15 protein-coding genes and 1 rRNA gene are annotated in these 20,107 nt (G+C 63.9%); 5 read left to right on the top strand and 11 right to left on the bottom strand.

What is annotated here, in order from left to right:
- Nucleotides 1–431: 431 nt before the first annotated feature.
- The 6 genes from JS531_RS07795 to JS531_RS07770 all read right to left on the bottom strand — a co-directional run bounded on the left by JS531_RS07795 (nucleotide 432) and on the right by JS531_RS07770 (nucleotide 6,246).
- Nucleotides 432–1,112 (bottom strand): methionine ABC transporter permease, encoded by a 681-nt coding sequence (locus tag JS531_RS07795; RefSeq protein WP_214314801.1) that lies wholly within the window; start codon nucleotides 1,110–1,112, stop codon nucleotides 432–434.
- Between the two features lie 2 nt (nucleotides 1,113–1,114).
- Nucleotides 1,115–1,894 carry an ATP-binding cassette domain-containing protein gene (locus JS531_RS07790; protein WP_214314799.1) on the bottom strand — a complete coding sequence of 260 codons (780 nt, stop codon included), beginning with the start codon at nucleotides 1,892–1,894 and terminating at the stop codon, nucleotides 1,115–1,117.
- Nucleotides 1,895–2,026: 132 nt separating this feature from the next.
- On the bottom strand, nucleotides 2,027–2,866 hold the full coding sequence (locus JS531_RS07785; RefSeq protein WP_214314981.1) for a MetQ/NlpA family ABC transporter substrate-binding protein: 840 nt from the start codon (nucleotides 2,864–2,866) through the stop codon (nucleotides 2,027–2,029).
- Between the two features lie 190 nt (nucleotides 2,867–3,056).
- Nucleotides 3,057–5,387, bottom strand: a complete 2,331-nt coding sequence (locus JS531_RS07780; protein WP_214314797.1) for a bifunctional (p)ppGpp synthetase/guanosine-3',5'-bis(diphosphate) 3'-pyrophosphohydrolase — start codon at nucleotides 5,385–5,387, stop codon at nucleotides 3,057–3,059.
- An 83-nt stretch (nucleotides 5,388–5,470) separates the two neighbouring features.
- Nucleotides 5,471–5,953: a dUTP diphosphatase gene (gene dut / locus JS531_RS07775; RefSeq protein WP_214314795.1), complete on the bottom strand. Its 483-nt coding sequence runs from the start codon at nucleotides 5,951–5,953 to the stop codon at nucleotides 5,471–5,473.
- Nucleotides 5,953–6,246, bottom strand: coding sequence for a DUF4193 domain-containing protein (locus tag JS531_RS07770; protein ID WP_034530006.1), 294 nt, complete (start codon nucleotides 6,244–6,246; stop codon nucleotides 5,953–5,955). Before JS531_RS07770 ends, dut begins: the two co-directional genes overlap by 1 nt.
- A gap of 153 nt (nucleotides 6,247–6,399) precedes the next feature.
- Here JS531_RS07770 and sepH point away from each other — a divergent pair, with 153 nt between their 5' ends.
- Nucleotides 6,400–7,419, top strand: coding sequence for a septation protein SepH (gene sepH, locus JS531_RS07765; protein ID WP_214314788.1), 1,020 nt, complete (start codon nucleotides 6,400–6,402; stop codon nucleotides 7,417–7,419).
- A 75-nt stretch (nucleotides 7,420–7,494) separates the two neighbouring features.
- On the opposite strand, the gene JS531_RS07760 is transcribed toward sepH, so the two are convergent.
- Nucleotides 7,495–8,772, bottom strand: a complete 1,278-nt coding sequence (locus tag JS531_RS07760) for an alkaline phosphatase family protein (RefSeq protein WP_214314786.1) — start codon at nucleotides 8,770–8,772, stop codon at nucleotides 7,495–7,497.
- Nucleotides 8,773–8,903: 131 nt separating this feature from the next.
- On the opposite strand from JS531_RS07760, the gene JS531_RS07755 reads away from it, so the two are divergent.
- Nucleotides 8,904–11,642, top strand: coding sequence for a DNA topoisomerase IV subunit A (locus JS531_RS07755; RefSeq protein ID WP_214314784.1), 2,739 nt, complete (start codon nucleotides 8,904–8,906; stop codon nucleotides 11,640–11,642).
- A gap of 71 nt (nucleotides 11,643–11,713) precedes the next feature.
- Here JS531_RS07755 and JS531_RS07750 read toward each other — a convergent pair whose 3' ends face one another.
- The gene (locus tag JS531_RS07750) at nucleotides 11,714–12,223 is read right to left on the bottom strand and encodes an LURP-one-related family protein (RefSeq protein ID WP_214314782.1); all 510 of its coding nucleotides are present in this window, start codon (nucleotides 12,221–12,223) and stop codon (nucleotides 11,714–11,716) included.
- A 730-nt stretch (nucleotides 12,224–12,953) separates the two neighbouring features.
- On the opposite strand from JS531_RS07750, the gene JS531_RS07745 reads away from it, so the two are divergent.
- Together JS531_RS07745 and JS531_RS07740 are read left to right on the top strand one after the other, a co-directional pair.
- Nucleotides 12,954–13,511, top strand: a complete 558-nt coding sequence (locus JS531_RS07745) for a hypothetical protein (RefSeq protein WP_214314780.1) — start codon at nucleotides 12,954–12,956, stop codon at nucleotides 13,509–13,511.
- 92 nt (nucleotides 13,512–13,603) lie between these two features.
- The gene (locus tag JS531_RS07740; RefSeq protein WP_240542109.1) at nucleotides 13,604–15,454 is read left to right on the top strand and encodes a DUF262 domain-containing protein; all 1,851 of its coding nucleotides are present in this window, start codon (nucleotides 13,604–13,606) and stop codon (nucleotides 15,452–15,454) included.
- Nucleotides 15,455–15,859: 405 nt separating this feature from the next.
- Here the strand turns inward: JS531_RS07740 and JS531_RS07735 are convergent, their stop codons facing one another.
- Entirely contained in the window at nucleotides 15,860–18,013 is a 2,154-nt protein-coding gene (locus JS531_RS07735; protein WP_214314778.1) for a DUF2075 domain-containing protein, read from the bottom strand.
- A gap of 71 nt (nucleotides 18,014–18,084) precedes the next feature.
- Between JS531_RS07735 and JS531_RS07730 the strand changes: the two genes are divergently transcribed.
- Nucleotides 18,085–18,444, top strand: a complete 360-nt coding sequence (locus tag JS531_RS07730) for a nucleotide pyrophosphohydrolase (protein WP_214314976.1) — start codon at nucleotides 18,085–18,087, stop codon at nucleotides 18,442–18,444.
- A gap of 156 nt (nucleotides 18,445–18,600) precedes the next feature.
- Here JS531_RS07730 and JS531_RS07725 read toward each other — a convergent pair whose 3' ends face one another.
- On the bottom strand, nucleotides 18,601–19,848 hold the full coding sequence (locus tag JS531_RS07725) for a sigma factor-like helix-turn-helix DNA-binding protein (protein WP_214314770.1): 1,248 nt from the start codon (nucleotides 19,846–19,848) through the stop codon (nucleotides 18,601–18,603).
- 135 nt (nucleotides 19,849–19,983) lie between these two features.
- Nucleotides 19,984–20,100: ribosomal RNA gene (gene rrf / locus JS531_RS07720) — 5S ribosomal RNA — on the bottom strand.
- Nucleotides 20,101–20,107 lie beyond the last annotated feature (7 nt).

Here is a 20,107-nt window from a genome sequence, read left to right as displayed (position 1 = left end):
CCATGGCTCAAGCCCGGAACGCGAAATCGAGCCGCATCCGCGTTCCGGACCAACCGTCCCTGGTCCGGAACGCAACCGAGGCCCTCGTTCTCACTCCGGGACCACAAATCAAGAACCCGGAACGCGGAATCACCCGCACACGTCGTTCCGGCCCAACCAAGCACGGGCCGGAACTCAACGACAGCCCCCATCCTCGTTCCGGTGCCACTCATCGCGTCCCGATCCCGTTCGCCGCACGGCAGACACACATCAGCCGCACATCGGACACACCGCCGGAACCGGCGAGGCGAAGCCGCAAGACGGCGATGGCCCGCGTCCCCTCCCGCACGACGTGCGGGAGGGGACGCGGGCCATCGAACCGGATATCCGTAAACGGGGCACGGACCGGACAGCATCCGTCTATCGGCCCGTCCCGGAATAGGCCGTCCCGGTCAGCGCGCGTGATGGTCGATGCGTCGCGCGAACCAGTCGCCGAACGACTGGATGATCTGCACGAGGATGACGCTCAGCACCACGGCGGCGATCATCACGTCGTACTCGTAGCGCTGATAGCCGTAGCGGATGGCGATGTCGCCCAGACCGCCAGCGCCGACGGTGCCGGCCATCGCGGAGTATCCGAACAGGTTGATGAACGTGATGGCCGCGCCGCGCACCAGGGACGGCAGGCTTTCGACGAGCAGCACCTTGGTGACGATCTGCCAGCCGGTCGCGCCGAAGCTCTGCGCCGCCTCGATGAGGCCGCCGTCCACTTCGGCGAGGGACTGCTCTACCATGCGGGCGACGAACGGCGCCGCGGAGATGACGAGCGGCACCATGGCGCCTTCCACGCCGAGCGACGTGCCGACGATGAGGCGGGTGAACGGAATGATCGCGACGAGCAGGATGATGAACGGGATGGAACGTCCGATGTTCACGATCCAGCCGAGCACGGTGTTGACGGCCTTCTGCGGGTGGATGGAGCCTTCGCCGGTGATGGTCAGCAGCACGCCCAGCGGCACGCCGATCACGTAGGCGAGCAGCGTGGAAACGCCCGTCATGACGAGCGTGTCACGCGTGCCTTCGAGCAGCAGCTCGCCGTAGTCGGCGATGAATTGGCTGATGGTCGATCCCATGGTCAGCGCACCTCCCCGTTCTCGTCTTCCTCACGTCCGTTCTGTTCCTCCGCGCTGGCGATGAGCGTCTTGAGGATGTCGCTCTTCGGGTTGGCGAACAGCTCCGCGGTCTCGCCCATCTCGACGATGTCGCCGCCGTCGATCATCGCGACGCGGTCGCAGATGTTGCGCGCCACGGAGAGGGAGTGCGTGATGATGACGAGCGTCACGCCGAGCTCGCGGTTGATGCGTCGCAGCAGGTCGAGGATCTGCACGGTGGTGGTGGAGTCGAGGGCGCTGGTGGCCTCGTCGCACAGCATGATCTTCGGCTCGTTGGCGAGGGCGCGCGCGATGGCGACGCGCTGCTGCTGGCCGCCGGAGAGCTGGCTCGGATAGCGGTCCGCGTACTCCTCGAGGCCGACGAGCTTGAGGAGGCGTTCGGCGCGCGCGACGCGCTGCGCCTTCGGCTTGTGCGCGAGCTCCAGCGGGAACGTGATGTTGCGCAGCACGGTGCGCTGCTGGAACAGGTTGAAGTTCTGGAAGATCATGCCGATCTTCGCGCGCAGCGCCTTGAGCTCCTTGCCGGTAGCGTTGGTGATGTCGACGCCGTCGATGAGGATGCGGCCGCCGGTGGGGCGCTCCAGCAGGTTGATGGTGCGCACCAGCGTGGATTTGCCGGCACCGGAGGAGCCGAGGATACCGAACACCTCGCCGTCGTGGATGGTGAAGTCGACGTCGTGCAGCACCTCGTGGGCGTCCGCACCAACGCCGTAGCTTTTCTTCATATGCTCGAATTGGATCATCGAGTGTTCCTTACCGTATGGTTGTCATGGAATCGGGCCGCATGCCGGAAACGGCGATGCCGCACGTCGGGCGTGCGCCCGTGCCGTGCGGCATTGTATCGGATGGCATGTCTCGTCCGTGGGCTTTCCGGATCAGAAGACCGGGACGACGGCGCCCTTGTAGGTGTCGTTGATGTAGTCGCGCACCTCGCTGGAGTTGAGGGCCTTCTTGAGCTCCTTGGTCTTGGCGGTGTTCTCGTTGCCTTCCTTGACGACCAGGATGTTCGCGTAGGTCTTGGCGGCGAGGCCGTCGGCCTTCTCGATCTGCAGGGCGTCCTTGGTCACGTCGAAGCCGGCCTGGATGGCGTAGTTGCCGTTGAGGGCGGCGATGTCCACGTCCTTGATGACGGTCGGGACGACGGCTGCCTCGAGCTCCTTGAACTGCAGGTTCTTCGGGTTGGAGGTGATGTCCTTCGGCGTGGAGTTGATGTCCTCCGGGTTCTTGAGCTTGATCAGGCCGGCGTCCTGCAGGAGCAGGAGGGCGCGGGCCTCGTTGGTGGCGTCGTTCGGGACGGCCACGACGGCACCGTCCTGGAGGGCGTCGAGGGACTTGGTCTTGCCCGGGTACAGGCCGAACGGCTCGAAGTGGACGGTCTCGACGGACACCAGGTGGGTGCCCTTCTCCTTGTTGAAGTTGTCGAGGTAGGGCTTGTGCTGGAAGTAGTTGGCGTCGACCTCGCCATCCTCGGTGGCGGTGTTCGGCTGCACGTAGTCGGTGAACTCCTTGACCTCGAGCTTGTAGCCGTCCTTCTCGAGCAGCGGCTTGACGGCCTTGTTGAGGATCTCGGCGTGCGGGGTGGGGCTGGCGGCCACGGTGATGGTCTTGTCGTTCTCCTGGCTGGCGGCGCCGGAGGTGTTGCCGCATCCGGCGAGGCCGAAGGCGGCGAGGGTGACGGCGGCCAGCGCGGCCGCGGCGGTCTTGGTGAAGCGCATGATGTGTTCCTCTCTCATTCGTTCCGTGGTGGACGGCATGTGCCGTCCCCCGACGAAACGCCACTATAGCGGCATGGGAAGGGGAACCGCGCGGCGTGGTAATCGACGTTGCTTATAGGGCGTGCAAACCACCCGCCGGCGCAAGACCGGCGCAAGGCCGACGCAAGACCGACGCAGGACTCGGCGGAACCTACTTCATCCTGCGCAGACGCGGCTCGGCGGAGTCCTTCGCGCCGGTGATGCGGTACACGTCGAACACGCCGTCGATCTTGCGCACAGCGGCGAGCAGCGTGTTGAGGTGCTGCGGATCGGCCATCTCGAAGCTGAACTGGCTGGTGGCCACACGGTCGGAGCCGGTGGAGATGGATCCGGAGATGATGTTCACGCCGTGGTCGGAGAGCACGCGGGTCACGTCGGACAGCAGGTTGCGGCGGTCGAGCGCCTCCACCTGGATCTTGACCATGAACACGCCCTTGGTGCTGGTCCATTCCACCTCGACCACGCGTTCCGGCTGGCGGCGCTGCAGTTCAATCATGTTCTGGCAGTCGGTGCGGTGCACGGAGACGCCCTGGTTGCGGGTGATGAAGCCGATGATCTTGTCGCCGGGCACGGGCATGCAGCAGCGGGCGAGCTTGATCCACACGTCGCCCACGCCCTTGACGGACACGCCGGTGGAGCTGTGCGCCTTCTGCCGGCTTTCGACGGGCTTGAGCGGCAGGACCTCCTGTTCGATCTCCTCGTCCACTTCATCGGCGCCCGCGTCCTTGACGAGATGCGAGATGACGTTCTGGGTGGAGATCTGTCCGTCGCCGATGGCGGCGAACAGGCTGTCCGCGTTGGGGAAGTTGAGTTCGTCGGCCACGCCGATGAGCGCTTCGGGGGTGAGCAGCGTGTTGATGGGCAGGCTGCGCTTGCGCATAGCGCGGGTCAGTTCGTCACGGCCCTCCTCGATGGCCTCGGAGCGGCGTTCCTTGGAGAACCATTGGCGGATCTTGTTGCGTGCCTTGGGGCTTTTCGCGAAGCTCAGCCAGTCGCGCGAGGGGCCGGCGGTGTCGGATTTGGAGGTGAGGATCTCCACGGTGTCGCCGTTGTCGAGCTTGGTGTCGAGCGGCACGAGCCGTCCGTTGACGCGGGCGCCCATGGTGCGGTGTCCCACCTCGGTGTGCACCGCGTATGCGAAGTCGATGGGCGTGGCGGCCGCGGGCAGGGAGATGATCTTGCCCTTCGGGGTGAACACGTATACTTCGGCGGAGCCGAGGTCCTCCTTGAGGGAGCCGAGGAACTCGTTGGAGTCCGGGGTCTCGCTGGTCCAGTCGGCGAGCTGCTGGATCCATTTGAGGTTGTCGGCCTCGCTGAGCTCCTGGTTCTCGGAGCCTTCGCGCTTGCGGTCGGACTTGTCCGGCGAGCTCAGCGCACGTCCGGCCTGCCCGTTCTCCTTGTACTTCCAGTGCGCGGCGATGCCGAATTCGGCGCGGCGGTGCATGTCCCACGTGCGGATCTGAATCTCCACGGGCTTGCCGCCGGGACCCACCACGGTGGTGTGCAGGCTCTGGTACATGTTGAGCTTCGGCATGGCGATGTAGTCCTTGAACCGGCCGGGCACCGGGTTCCATCGCGCGTGCACGGCGCCGAGCGCCGCATAGCAGTCCTGGATGGAGTCGACGATGATGCGCACGCCCACCAGGTCGTAGATGTTGGCGAAATCGTGGCCGCGCACGATCATCTTCTGGTAGATGGAGAAGTAGTCCTTCGGGCGGCCGGTCACGTACGCCTTGATGTGCTGGGCGTCGAGGTCCTCGTTGATCTCGGCGAGGATCTGCTTGAGGTAGACCTCGCGCTGGCCGGCCCTGCGGGCCACGAGCACGACAATCTCGTTGTAGATCTTCGGGTAGATGACCTTGAAGCTCAGCTCCTCGAGCTCCGTCTTGATGGCGTTCATGCCGAGCCTGTTGGCGAGCGGCGCGTACACGTCGAGCGTCTCGTGCGCCTTCTTGACGGCGCTGGAGGTCTTCACGTACCGCCAGGTGCGGGCGTTGTGGACGCGGTCGGCGAGCTTGACAACGAGGACGCGCACGTCGCGACTCATGGCGACGACCATCTTGCGGATGGTCTCGGCCTGCGCGGAGTCGCCGTATTCCATCTTGGAGAGCTTGGTGACGCCGTCCACCAGGCCGGTGACGGTGTCGCCGAATTCGGCGCGGCATTCGTCGAGCGTGTAGTCGGTGTCCTCCACGGTGTCGTGCAGGAGGCCGGCGGCGACGACCAGCGGCCCCATGCCGAGATCGGCGAGGATCTGCGCCACGGCGAGCGGGTGGATGATGTACGGTTCGCCGGATTTGCGGCGTTGCGCGGAATGCTGGATGACCGCGCGCCGGTAGGCGCGTTCGAGGATGGTCAGGTCCTCGTCCGGGTGGTGGACTCGGCAGGCCTGCATGATGGGCAGCAGCGGGTTGATCGGATCCGTGCTGACCTCGCACCCGAGCTTTCGTGCGGAATCGAACGTCATGTCACCGTCCGCCATATGCCACCTCCCTTGGTCCATGCGCCGCCATGCCGTATGCGGATGCGGGTCGGCGGCGCGTTCTACGCGTATCCTAGCGCGTGCTATGCCACTCCGGTGGAGCCGAATCCACGTTCGGCCCTGTCCGATCCGGGCAGCGCCGTGGCGGGGACGAACCGGGCCTCCACGTAGCGTTGGATGACCAGCTGCGCGATGCGGTCCCCCACTGCGAAGCGCGCGGTATGCTCCGGGTCGAGATTGATGAGCGGCACCTTGATCTCGCCGCGGTAGCCGGCGTCGATGGTGCCGGGCGCGTTGAGCACGGTGACGCCCTGTTTGACGGCCAGGCCGCTGCGCGGGTGCACAAGCCCCACGTATCCGGCAGGCAAGGCGATGGCGACGCCGGTGGGCACGAGCGCGCGCTGGAACGGCTTGAGTTCGAACGCCTCGGCGGCCCTGAGGTCGGCGCCGGCGTCCCCGGCGTGGGCGTAGAACAGCTGCGCGAGCTCGGCGGGCTGGTCCGGGTCGATGGCCTTGACGAGGACCTCGGTGTTCTCGGGCTCGTTGTACGTGGGGTCGAAGGTCATCAGGCGGCGCACTCCTGGCACACGGGCTGGCCGTCGTCGGTCATGTAGGCGAGCTGGCTGCGGTGCTTGACGAGGAAGCATTCGGAGCAGATGAATTCGTCGCCCTGCATGGGGATGACCGTCACGGAGGAGTCCTCGTTGCTCAGGTCGGCGCCGGGCAGCTCGTAGTCCTCGGCGATGGCGTTCTCATCGTCGTCGATGTCGCTCGAGGAGTTCTGGGAGCCCTTGCCCAGGGCCTGCAGCGATTCCTCGTCCTCGTCCTTGTTGCGGGGGGAATCATAATCCTGGGCCATCGCGCGATCCTTTCTTCTGCGCCGTGGCCGTGGGCCGCGGCTGGAATGCTGGTTATACTCGCCCATAGGATACACGATTTCAAATACCCGTAAAGTTCGACACGTGGGGCATACTGGAATAAGTAGCAGGATTCACAGGAAAGTGGTGCACGCATGCCTGATATTTCGCCACGGGGCGCCCGTCTCGACCATGTCTCCAAGGCGGGCGACCTGGTGTTCGAGGCCGGTGGGGAGCGTTTCATCGTCACCGTGGACGAGACGTTGGAGCGCGCCATGCTGGAGGCGAAGCAGATCCGTCTCGAGCAGCTGAACGTCCGGCAGCCGAGCGCCGCGGACACGCTGCCCATCTCGAAGATCCAGCAGCTGATTCGCGCGGGCGCGGACCCGGCCAAGGTGGCGGAACGTTATGGTCTGGCGGAGGCGCTGGTGCGCCGGTTCTCCGCGTCCGTGCAGACGGAGAAGCAGTACGCCATCGAGCAGTTCAAGCGCGTGCCGGCGCCGAAGGGCAGCCGGGTGCGCACCGTGGAGGAGCTCATCGCCGCCACGTTGGACATGGCGGGCATCGACCGTTCCACGCTCACGTGGGCGGCCACGCGCCGCGGGCATGAGCCGTGGCACATCATCGCGCAGTTCCTGTCCGCGGGACGCAAGGTGCATGCGGAGTGGACATGGAACATGCATGACAACACGGTGGTGTGCCTCAACGCCGCGGCCCGCAAGCTGCTCGGCGAGCAGGAGCTGACCCCGAAGGCCGAGGCGTCGTCCGTCTCCCGCGGCGGGGCGTCCCGTGCGGCGGATGCGCCCGCGGCCGCGCCGGCCACGTTCCCCGTCGACCTGGCGGCCGCCCGGACCGTTCCCGGTCCGGTGCCCGAGCCGTCGCTGCCGCCGATGCGGCCGGACGCCGCGGATGCCGCGCCGCTCTCCCCCGCGGTGACCGGCGACATTCCGCTGGCCCGGCCCGTCGTGTCGTTGCCTTCCCCGCAGGGCGCCCCCGCCGCGCCCGCCGCTTCCGTCACGTCCGAAGGGGATGCGACGCCCGTTCCGGCCGATGCCGGCGCGGCCCCAGCCGCCGAGACCCCGTCCGAGGGCGACGACCGTCCGCGCAAGGCGCCGAAGCGTCGTTCCGGCCGTTCGGCCGTGCCCAGTTGGGATGAGATCCTGTTCGGCGAGTGAGTTCGGCGAACGGGTTCGATAGGTACGGTCCGTCACGTCACGTGACGCCGTCCGCCGACATGGTGTCCGCCGTCGTCACGCCATGTCGATGAGGCAGGGGATGTCCATTTCCAGCATGGTCTGGGAGCCGTGCACGCTGGGCAGGCGTGTGGCCTTGTCCGATTGGGTGCGCGAGTCGACGAGGGTGACGTCGTGCATGGCCTGCACGATGACGTCGCCGAGCATCGGTTCGACGCGTCCGTCCACCGGTCCGAACAGTCCGTCGGCGATGGCCTCGTCCTTCGTGCGCACCAGTGCGAGCCCGTCCAGCCGGTTCCTCCAGCGTGCGGCGATGTCCACGGGGTCCGCGCCCCGTTCGGCGTAGAGCATCAGGGCGCGCGGCTCTCCCCCGACCAGTCTCACGTCCTGCGTGAGCTCCGGATCGCCGGCGATGTCGATGCGTGATTCCGGCGCCGCCGTGACCATGCCGTGGTCGGCGACGATGACGATGAGCGTGCCTTTTGGCGCCTCCCGGCGCAGTTGCGCCAGCCGCGAGTCGATGCGTTCGAACACGCCGATCCACCGGTCGGAGTCCCAGCCGTAGGCGTGCCCGGTCTTGTCCGCGTCGCGGATGTACAGGTAGGCGAGGCCGCCGTCCTTCCGCACGGCCTGCGCGGCGGCCTGGACGCGTTCGCCCGGCAGCACGTTGGACACGTAGCGGCCGCCCCTCAGCGCCGCCTCGGTGAGCGGGGAGCCGTCGAACTTCGCGAGTCCGGAGCTGACGACCGGCACGTCCTGCTCCACGAGACGCTCGAACACGGTGGGTTCGCGCTGCAGGTCGTGCGGGTCCACGATGGTGACGACCCTGCCGGCCGGGTCCTTTGGCACGAGCGGGTCCTTGAACTGGATGAGCTGCACGAGACGCGAGCCGTCGGGCGCGAGCTGCGTGTAGCCGGCCATGCCGGTCAACCCCGGGCAGGTGCCGGTGCCGAATGCGGCCATCGCGGCCACGGTGGTGCTGGGCGCGCAGGTGGAGATGGGCCGGGCGTTGGCGGAATCGCGCAGCAGGGACCGCAGGTAGGGCGCGTGGCCCACGCGCATGGCGAGGTTCCAGAAACCGAGGCCGTCGACGAGCACGACTATGGCGGCGCGGGCTTCGGGCAGTCCCAGGGCGCGGCGCAGCGCCTCCGGATCGTGGTGGACGCGCGTGGCCACCGGATGGCCTATGGCGGCGGAGACGGCCGGAAGCACGGCGGACAAGTGCAGCGCGCCGCCGCGCGGGGCGGGCGCCCCCTCCCCCGGCGTCCAGTCGCCGTATCGCGCGGTCGGGACCAACCGCAGGAGCTCCCTCATGTCCGGTACTTCCACACTCATGCCTTCCCATAGTAGTAGGAGGACGCCGGCGGAGGCGGCGGGCGGAGGACGACCGCCGGCGGCCGGACGCCCCGGTTGCGGCCGCCTGCTAGGATGATGCGGGTTTCAAGAGCGTCCAGGGAGTCCGTCACATGGCATCACATCGCAAGTCCGCCGTCGCCGCGTACGATCCTCGCACGGTGAAGGAGCATATCGTCGAAACGCCGTTGAACGAGGAGATGAGCAAATCGTTCCTCGAATACGCGTATTCGGTGATCTACGCGCGCGCCCTGCCGGATGCGCGCGACGGTCTGAAGCCGGTGCAGCGCCGCATCATCTATCAGATGGGCCAGATGAACCTCACGCCGGACCGTCCGTACATGAAGTCGGCGCGCGTGGTGGGCGAGGTGATGGGCAAGCTGCACCCGCACGGCGATTCCGCGATCTACGAGGCGATGGTGCGTCTCGCGCAGCCGTTCGCGATGCGCCTACCGCTGGTGGACGGCCACGGCAACTTCGGCTCATTGGACGACGGCCCGGCCGCCTCGCGTTACACGGAGGCGAGGCTCGGCCCGGCGGCCCTCGCGATGAACGCGGACATCGACGAGGACACGGTCGATTTCACGCCGAACTACGACAACAAGCTCAAGGAGCCGACGGTGCTGCCCTCGGCCATCCCGAACCTGCTGGTCAACGGCGGCTCCGGCATCGCCGTGGGCATGGCCACGAACATGGCCACGCACAATCTGGGCGAGGTGGTCGCCGCGGCGAAGCATCTCATGGCGCATCCGGACGCCACGCTCGAGGAGCTCATGCGCTACGTGCCGGGCCCGGACTGGCCGGGCGGCGGCATCATCATCGGACGCGACGGCATCCGCGAGGCGTACGAGACGGGACGCGGCACGCTCACCACGCGTTCGAAGACGCACATTGAGAACGTGACGGCGCGCAAGAAGGCGATCGTCGTGACGGAGCTGCCGTTCATGGTGGGTCCGGAACGCGTGCTGGAACGCATCTCCGAAGGCGTGAAGAACCGCAAACTGGACGGCATCACCGGCGCCATCGACCTGACGGACCGTCACAACGGCACGCGCATCGTCATCGAGATCAAGACGGGCTACGAGCCGAACGCGGTGCTCGCGCAACTGTTCAAGCACACGCCGCTGCAGGACAACTTCACCATCAACAACGTGGCGTTGGTGGATGGACGTCCGCACACCATGGGGCTGAAGGAGCTGCTTGAGGTGTGGGTGGAGCATCGCCGCGTGGTGGTGCGCCGCCGCAGCGAGTTCCGCCGCACGAAGGCGTTGGAGCGTCTGCACCTGGTGGAGGGCCTGCTGCTCGCCATGGTGGACATCGACGAGGTCATCCAGGTGATCCGCACGTCGGACGACGCGGATACGGCGAAGAGCCGGCTCATGGCCGTATTCGACCTGGACGAGGTGCAGGCGCAGTACATCCTGGACCTGCGTCTGCGCAGGCTCACGCGCATGAGCCGCATCGAACTGGAGGCGGAGCGCGACGACCTGAAGAAGCGCATCGAGGAGCTGGAGCGCATCCTCGCCTCCGCGGACGAACTGGACCGCGTGGTCGTGCGGGAGATGGACGAGACGGTGGAAAAGTACGGCACGCCGCGCCGCACCGTGCTGCTGGACGAGGGTCCGGACGGCGCGCTCACGCCGGTGAGCGCGAAGGGAGACGATTCCGCGAGATCGCGTGAGGCGTTGGAGGCCGCGCGTGCGGCCGCGACCGTCTCCAACGCGGCGGCGGACGTGGCGGCGGCCACCGCGGCCGCGAAGAAGGCCGGCGAGGACGCGACGGCCGCGGCCGTCCTGCAGATCGACGACGAACCGTGCACGGTGATGATGAGCGCGACGGGTCTCATCGCACGCACGTCGCCGTCCGCGATGGACGTGTTCGAATCGCGTTCCGTCTCCGACGCGCGTGCCGTGGACGACCAGATCACATCGATCTTCCGCACGTCGGCGCGCGCCACGTTCGCGCTGGTCACGTCCGCGGGCCGTCTGGTGCTCGCCCATGTGGCCGACCTGCCGGCATTGCCCGCCTCCACCACGTTGAGCACGGCGGGCGGCGTGCAGGCGGACGAGCTGATCGGCATGACGGAGAGCACGGATCCGATTCCGGGCGAGCATGTGGTCGCCGCCGTCGCGATGGACGCCTCGGACGGCAAGGACGGCAAGGACGGCAAGGACGCGGCCGCAGGCGATGGCAAGGACGGCGACGGCGACGCCGCGCCGCTGCCGCCGCTGGCGATCGGCACGCGCAACGGCGTGGTGAAGCGGTGGAACCGTGAGGCGCCCACCACGATGGACTCGTGGTCCGTCATCGATCTGAAGGAGGGCGACGAGGTGCTCGCCGCGGCGGACGGCGCGGACGAGGACCGTCTGGTGTTCGTCTCGTCCGACGCCTCCCTGCTCACGTTCGAGGCGGGCAACGTGCGCCCGCAGGGCCGTACGGCCGGCGGCATGGCCGGCATCCGCCTGGCGGAGGGCGCGCGTGCGATGTGCTTCGCGGTGGTGCGCGCCGGCAAGGTGGCGTGGACGTACGAGGAGGGTGAGAACGGGCTCACGTCCGCGTCCGGCGCGGTGGTGCTCACCGTGGCGGGCGACGAGGACGCGCTGCCCGGTACGGAGAACGGTTCGGCGAAGGTGACGCCGTTGGAGATGTATCCGACGAAGGGCCGTGCGACGGGCGGCGTGCGTTCGCAGCGGTTCCTCAAGGGACAGAACACGCTGATCCTCGCATGGGTGGGCTCCTACCCGCTCAACGCGTCCACCGATTCGGGCGCGCCAGTGGAGCTGCCGAAGCCGGACATGCGCCGCGACGGCTCCGGCGTGGAGCTGGCCGCGCCGATCGCGTTCATCGGCTGACGGCGGCATTCGTCACGCGGTGGTGACTGCGGTCGCCTGTCGGTGGCCGCAGTCATCACCATCGAGTCACGTCACATCGCGGCGGCGTTGGCCGCGGTCTGTTCGTCGGACTTCACGCAGTCGATGGCGATGACCAGGGCGATGACGAGCGTGGCGTACGTCTCGTCATATACGGCGATCTTGTACGAATCGCCCCATGTGAACCATTGCTCGCTGATGCGCGCGACGGGCGTGCCGGCGCGCGTCACCTGGAAGTCCATGTCCCACCAGTCGCCTTCGACCTCGAGGCCGGCGGCGTCGATGCGGTACCGGTCCTTGAAGAACGTGAACTCCTTGTCGATGGCGGCGACCTCGCGTCCGCCCATGATGACGCTGAAGTGCGGCAGGAAGCTGAACGTCTTCTTCGTGACGGACGCGACCTCCGGATACGATTCATCCGGCCCGGCGTGGAGACGGAACGTCTTGGGCAGTTCGAACACGCTGCCGCGCACGGTGTACCAGACGCGGCCCGCGCCGTCCGTGACGGTGAACCGCTCCCCTATGGAGAACACCTTCTGCTTGATGTACAGGTCCAGCACCATCGCCGCCGCCTTTCCACGTCTCCGGTGACACGATGTCCCGCGGTCACTCCAGTGTACGCCGCGAGGACTTTCGTCTCGGGATATGACGCACGTGGCCCGTCCGCCGTGTCGGATGGCGTGCGATGGTATGTTCGAATGAGGTCGGCAAAGTGCCGACCGGTGGGGTCGATTCTATCAATCACCGTGGGGAGAGCCGGGGCTGCTAACCCCGGCTCCTCACATATTCCGGGCGAATCCGCTTGCTTGCCGATGCCCGTGGTACACAACCGTGTGGAATGCTGCCGACGGTGTTGTGTACCACGAATCCGTGGTACGCGACACCATGACGCGAAGATGTGCGTTTGCATACCAGCGGCTTGTGGTACGCAGCTGCGCGAATGACCTGATTGCACTTGCGTACCATTCGCGGATTCCGCGGAAAGCTTGGAATTCCAACGTTTCGAGAACACCCGGCACAGCAGGGCCTCATGGGGTGATTGGTACGTGACGGGAAAGGAACCGGGAAACGCATTGCGTACCCCGGATTACCGGTACATGACGGCCCGGCCGCCGCGATCACAGGTTACGTACCATTCTTGAGGTCGCCTCCGGCGAGGATGCACATTACAGAGTAGGTTCGGACCGGGTTTTGTAACATTACAGAGCATGTTTTCACCTGTCTGATGCACATTATCAAATCGGCGCGCAGGCGGGGACGGGTGCCGGCCGCGCTCGGCTACACTCGGAGCACATGAGAGAAAACGCTGATAAGGATCCGATGAAGGAACGCTACGAGCATGCGGACCAAGGCAAGGCCACCATGCTCGCCATGATCATCGTCGCCACGATCAGGAAGCGGCTCGCCGATCAGGGCGTCGAACTGACGCTCGCCGACATGGACGATTTGCTCCACCGTGAGGACGTCGTCGACCGGAGTCTGTCGATCCTGCCCGCGCTGGATGCGATGGGCCATGTTCCGGGCGGTGCCGGCGCGACCGCGATGACGCGGATGCTCGCCACGTCGGATCCGGCGGGCACGCCGTTCGAGCTGCATGACGAGCCGGCCGATTCGGATGCGGACACGCTCGCCGCAGGCATCGTGGCCCGCATGAAGGCCGCGGCGTTCCATTCGGACGAGGCGTTGGAGCGTGAGATGATGCGGGTCGAGCAGGAACAGGACCCCACGTACATGCGCGACGTGCTCTACGATGCGATCGGCACGATCCGCGTCGTCCTCGGCATCCAGAAGGGCATGGAGCAACAAGGACGCATGCAGGCACCGAAGCCCTCGGATGACGGGAAAGACTGAGCGCCGCCGAACCTGTTCTCCGGCTCGGCGAGGTAATATCGAAGACACGACGAGCAAAGACAGACGTTGCACTTCCACATTGAATTCGGGCAATGAAACGTCTGATTCGAAGACCGCTATTGGAGGCAAGGATGTCGGGAACATTCAAGTCCAACGATGTACAGGTGTCGGAAATTCTCCGACAGATCGCGGATGGCGAAGTGCAGCTGCCGGATTTCCAACGCGGATGGGTCTGGGATGATTACCGCATCAGGTCGCTGATCGCAAGCATCATGAACGCCTACCCCGTAGGCGCTTTGATGTTTCTCGAATACGGAGGGGATACGGTCCGTTTCAAGTATCGGCCGTTCACCGGTTCCGACGCGGATTGTGCCCCCGAGCAGCTCGTGCTTGACGGACAGCAACGGTTGACATCCATCTTCAATGCCCTCTATTGCAAGACTCCGGTACCTACCCGCAATGAGAAGGGTCAGGCGATCGACCGGTACTACTATCTGGATATCCGCAAGAGTCTGGATGTTTCCGTCGACAAGGTCGACGCCATTGTGGCCGTTCCGGAGGATCGGAAGATCCGTTCGGATTTCGGCCGCACCATCGATCTGGACGTCAGCGAACCGGAAAAGGAATACGAGCATCTGCTGTTCCCGTTGAACATCGTGTTCGACAACATGGCATGGATCAACTGGATGAACGGATGCAGAAGCCATTACGGGTATAATCCCAAACTGATGCAATTGCTGGACGAGTTCCAGGCGCAGGTTCTAATCGCCATCCAGCAATACAAGGTGCCGGTAATCCAGCTGGCGAAGGAGACCCCCAAGGAAGCCGTGTGCCAGGTCTTCGAGAACGTGAACACAGGCGGAGTGTCCCTGACGGTGTTCGAACTGGTCACGGCGTCCTTCGCCGCCGACGACTATGATCTGCGCGGCGATTGGGAAGGCCGAGGGAAGAACCTTGGAAGACGGGAAAGGATGCGCCGCATCGAACGATCGCTGCTCGGCGGCGTCACCGCAACCGATTTCCTCACCTCGCTCACCCTGTTGACCAGATACCGTGCATGGGTGAAGAAGGGCACTGCCGTCAGCTGCAAGAAGAAGGACGTGCTGAGCATCTCCCTGGACGATTACACCAGCAACGCGGACGAACTGGAACAGGCCTTCATCGCCGCCAGCCGGTTCCTCAACGAACAACGTGTGTTCACGATCCGCGACCTGCCTTATTCCAGCCAACTCATTCCATTGTCGGCCCTGTTCGCCCTGCTGGGATCGCGAGCGCAGGATTCGACAGTGAAATCGAAGCTCACCCGCTGGTATTGGTGCGGCGTTTTGGGCGAGATGTACGGCGGTGCCAATGAGACGCGATATGCCGCCGACGTCACCGGGGTCATGGCATGGCTTGACGGCGGGAACGAGCCTGATACCGTCGCCCGCGCATACTTCCAGCCGACCCGGCTACTCACCTTGCAGACCCGTCAGAGCGCCGCATACAAGGGCATCATGGCGCTCATACTCCGGCATGGCGCGGTCGATTTCATGACCGGTCAGGCGATGGACTTCGTGAATTTCACCGAGCAGTCGGTGGACATCCACCACATCTTCCCGGCTGCCTATTGTCAGAAGATGGGGTATGACCGTCGCCAGTGGAACTCCATCGTCAACAAGACAGCCATCACCGCGCATACGAACCGCGTGGTGGGAGGCACGGCCCCCAGCTCCTATATGGGCAAGATCGAGCGGGACGGTCATGTGACCCGAGAGGATCTCGATCGTTTCCTGACCACGCATCTTGTGGACGTGGATGCGATGCGGCAGGATGACTTCCGCTCGTACTTCGTCGAACGTGCCAAGGCGTTGTTGGGTCTCATCTCCGATGCCATGGGCAAGACCGTGACGAATCGCGCCGGAGACGATGTGCTCGCCCTGTTCGGAGCATCACTGGAGTAGTGCCAGACTATCTTCACAGCGTCACACCGCCTATGCGACCGCATAAACGGTGTGATATGGTGTTCGCGGACATGGCATTGTCCCCCTTGCAGGCGGTTGCCACGAATCGTTATCCATCCACGGCCACCGTTTTATTCCGAATCATTATTGCCATGTGGCGGGAGCCGCCCCGCCGATTATTCTCTCTTATGTCTCCGACTGGGGGCTCGTCGGATAGTTCCACACGCGCCATTGGTTTTCAATGCGTGGACTTGGCTCCACTTGTGTGCCAGCGTCCCGTGGTACGCGACCGCGCAGGTTGCTTCGGCGGTGTTGCGTACCACGGATTACCGGTACACGACGGCCCGACCGCAGCAACCGCAGGTTGCGTACCATTCTTGAGGCCGCCTCCGGCGATGATGCACATTACAGAGTAGGTTCGGACCGGGCCATATCGCAGCATTTCCTGAGCCGTTGCTGCAATTGCTCATCCACCGCGAACAGGTACAAACCATGCACGCCGCGTTTGAGCAGAACGTTAAGTTCATTGCGGAGGTTGTCTTGGGAGAAGTCCCCCAGATCCTTGCGCTTGTTGGTGGCAAGGTAGTTCGCGCTGGCCGATGCGTCGAAGATGATGCGTCCATCCCGGTATTTCACCGATGGTCCGATGATGACACCCGCATAGTTCAGGTCGAAGCCTTGGATGGTGAAAATCGAACCTACCTCGTCGAGGGTATACGGCTTCTCGGCCCACGCCAGATCCTTGTCGATCCGCTTGGGATTGGGATCTGGAATCTGGTAGTTCCACGGTTTGCTGAAGACATGCTCCGGTGTGGAATCGTCCGATGTCGGTATCCCCATGATCCATCGACCGTCTGATACGCGATGAAGGTCCACATTCCAGTAGCCATTCGCATCCTTCGCGTTCTTCGTGGCGGAGGAATACGGCCAATCGTAAGTGGCCAAGAGACGGGACAGCCCCACCCCGTTCCATCCGCCGCTCGGCATTTCGGCCTTGCGCTTGATGGCGTCATACAACGCGATAGGCGAATCGAATACCTTCACTTCATAAGGCTTACGCAAAAGGTTTCCTTGCACGTCATGCTCCCCTGCGTCGATCGGCAGTATTCCGATGCCGCGTCCCGCCGCAAAATCGTCAATCCACCGGATGACCGGCTCGCTGGCGGCCATCCGGAACTGCCGACGCAATCGTATGTGCGAAACGCCGACATCGATGCTGGGAAGCCCATCCTCGGCACCAAGCTGGACATCGAGGGAGTCATCCAAGTTCCCGTCCTGCGCGGAGACCTCGCCAGCGAATAGCATGCCATTCGGGAACAAACGTTCCAGCACCTCTGGATGCCACTGTTGTCTTGACTGCAGTATCTGATGGGGATCGAACACGGCGACAACTATTCTGGCTCGTCGCGCGATGTCATACAGTTGATTCTTGCCCGAATAACCTTGATTGCCCTGCGTGGCCAGCAGATGGGCCTCATCGATGAGGACGATGTCCGCCATGCCGCGCGGGCGGTCAGTCAAACCGCGGCCATGTTCGTTGGTCTCGCTGAACCTGTTGATGAATTGGCTCGGCAGCAGCACCACGTCCCCGGACTTTTTCTGCAATCCCAATTTCGTGGCGATTTGATTGTACACGTGGACCTGTTCCTTGTGGTTCACCACGATATACGACTTGAGGCGCTTCGCATCGGACTCTTCCCCGCCGAAGTCACCAGCGGAAGAAGCATCATCATCCATCCCGAGTTCCGTGGCGATTCGATAGAACAGGTGACTGAGCAGCACCGTTTTACCTGTGCCGGCCGCACCTTGGACAAAGATGATCCGCGGCGTAGGATGTTCACGTTCATACGCCGACTCGGTCCTCTTTGCATCTACCAGCGCAACGAGACGATTGAGGATGGCTTCCTCCGCATCGAGCTGTTCCTCGCTCAGCCGATGAAACGGCGATGCCTTGAACAGCGCGGAGTCACGGATGATCTCCTCGGCGGGGAACAGATCCGGATCCTCATGATGCAGTTCCAACCAGATTTGGGAGAAAATCGAATCAAACCATTCTGACGTGTAGTAGTCCCCTTGTGCGTTCGTACGACGGTTGTTCAGTTTGGTGACCGACTCGGCACTGGATAGGTAATGCATGAGACGGTTCTCGACGTCCAATGTCAACGATTTGTTGAAGTATGGATGAGAAATGACGTATTGGTGGTATGCGTCGGGTTTGCGTCGGACCGTTTCGGCTATGTCCGACCAATCATCGCGGGTTCTGGCATCGGCCGTGAGATGCTGGGCTGTCCGATGAATGATGTCATTGGTCTCGCCGATGTATGCAGTGTATTCAGACTTATGCGAATACCGATTGAGTTTGTTCGCATACACCACATAGACCGTAGGATATGCGACGACATATTTCAGCAGCGGCAATGTCCCGTCATAAAGAGGAGACGTCTTGTCCGTTCCTTCCTCGTCCGCGGGAAGTCTGCGTTCAAGGGCTTGTTCGAAAGCTTCCTTGCTGTTATCGCCATACGGCAAATTGATGATGATCGGTTTGCGGTCGATTCCCATACCATCATTATGACGCTCCTTGGATGGCGACTTCCCGAACGATGCCCTGCAACGTCACTACAATGGCTCGCATGATCAGTGACCATGTCATCCAAGCCGTTCGAGCCTTCTCACGGGAACGGGACTGGGAACAGTTCCACACCCCGGACAATCTGGCCAAATCCATATGCATCGAGGCAGCGGAGCTGCTGGAATGCTACCAATGGGCGGAACCGGGCACTTCCGAAGAACAAGACCATGCCGCAGAGGAACTTGCCGACGTACTCACCTACTGCATCATGATGGCCGATGAACTTGACGTCGACATGGACGAAATCGTCCTTGACAAGCTTGAGAAGACCCGGCGCAAATACCCGGTTCCGCTGGTCAAGGGTAATCTCGAAGCGACGCAACGTCTTCATCGGAAATCTCGTGCCGACAATACGCAATAACCATTGCATTCTCGGACTGCCTGTACTTATGACTAGTGAGCCAAGACCACGTCCGCGTTGCGACATGCGCCATCGAAACTGCTGGAATCCGAAGGCTACGCCGTCGTTCCACGGTGACGGAAACGGCTTTTCGGCATCACCGCCGCACAAGCCCGCCTACGCTGTCGCGTCGTGGCTGGATTCCAGCCTGACCGTGCCGTCTGCGACGACGAACGGGGAACGTGCGGCCCTCGAGGCCACGCCGCTCGCGGACACCGAACAGGTCCGCGACACCTCGTCGATCATCTCCTGATACGGCACCGTGCCGCCATGCTCGCGAATCAGGTCCTCGACGGCCCTGCGGATGGAGACGAACTCCTTCATCCCCCAGGATCGCAATCCCCACTGGTGGGAGTCGACGCGCATGATCGCATCGTTCGAATACAGCATCTTCTTGAACGTGCGGACCTCCGCGTCCGGTTCGACGAGCGCGATCAGCTCGTCGGTGGACATGGGCCGGCCTTCGATGTCCAGTATGGCTTCGGCACGGCTTTTCTGCGTGCGGCCGAGGATGAGGTCGCCCTCATGGAACATGAACCCGCAGTATACGGCCCATTCGTGCATCGTCTCGGACGATCTGTCGCCGGCGTACCGGTTCGTCCATGCGGCGAATCCGGCCGCCGGCACGATGCCGCGTCCGTCGGCGATGGACGCCATCGTCTCCTGGAACGCTTTTCTGGCGGCTTCGACCGTCGGGGAGGCGATCCATCCGTCTAGGATCTCGAATCGTCGCCGGGTGAAGCTGCGGATCACCCACAGGTCCGGTATCTGCACGCCCGGCAGGCTCTCCCCCAGTTCGGGCACCGCCTTGTTGGCCTGGTCGAGCCGCATGAACGGCGTGCGCTCGGTGAACAGCGCGTCGATGCGCGCTTCGATGCCGAACTCCTTGAATACGGATTCGATGCGTTGGCGCAGTTGTCCTTCGATCTGTCGGATGCGTTCTCGTGAGACGCCGAACCGTTCGCCCACCTGATCCATGGGTACCGGTTGTTCGCGCATGAAGCGTTGTTCGAAGATGCTGTAGTCGCGTTCGTCGAACGAGGAGATCGCGTATTCGATGGCGGTGCCGAACGAATCGTGGAACCCGCCGTCAAGTTCAGTGTTGTCAGCGATGTCCTGTTCGTCGAAGTCGATGAGCTCGTCGGGCATGAGGTCGTCCATGGTGAGTCCGTTGAGCCGGCCGATGGCCTGTCGCACGTCATCGGGTTGATCGGGGAGCTCGGTGATATGGAACGGATTGTCGTCGGAACGTCCGTGTTCCTTGAACCAGCAGACGACGGCGTCGAGATCGGACCACAGGTCGACGTAGGGCAAGCCGTCAAGGATTTCGGATTCCGGAGACAGCTCATGCGGTTCGTCGTTCATCGCGGCCTTGTCATCCTTTCCTGTCCGTCCACCTGGTCCACGAGCCATCATAACCGTTTCGCGGCAACCGCGGGGTGGGTATAAAAGATTGACCTCGGGAGCGTACTGCTCGACCGAGGTCAATCAATCGTGTGGATGCGGCGGCGTGCTACTCTCCCACACCCTGTCGGGTGCAGTACCATCGCCGTGCAGGGCCTTAGCTTCCGGGTTCGGAATGGGACCGGGCGTCTCACCCTGGCCATGACCGCCGCAAATCTTC

The sequence above is a fragment of the Bifidobacterium sp. CP2 genome (assembly GCF_018555635.1).
GTDB classification, from domain to species: domain Bacteria; phylum Actinomycetota; class Actinomycetes; order Actinomycetales; family Bifidobacteriaceae; genus Bifidobacterium; species Bifidobacterium saguinibicoloris.
The sequence above is the reverse complement of the archived record's forward strand: the minus strand, read 5'-3'. Positions and strand labels throughout refer to the sequence as shown.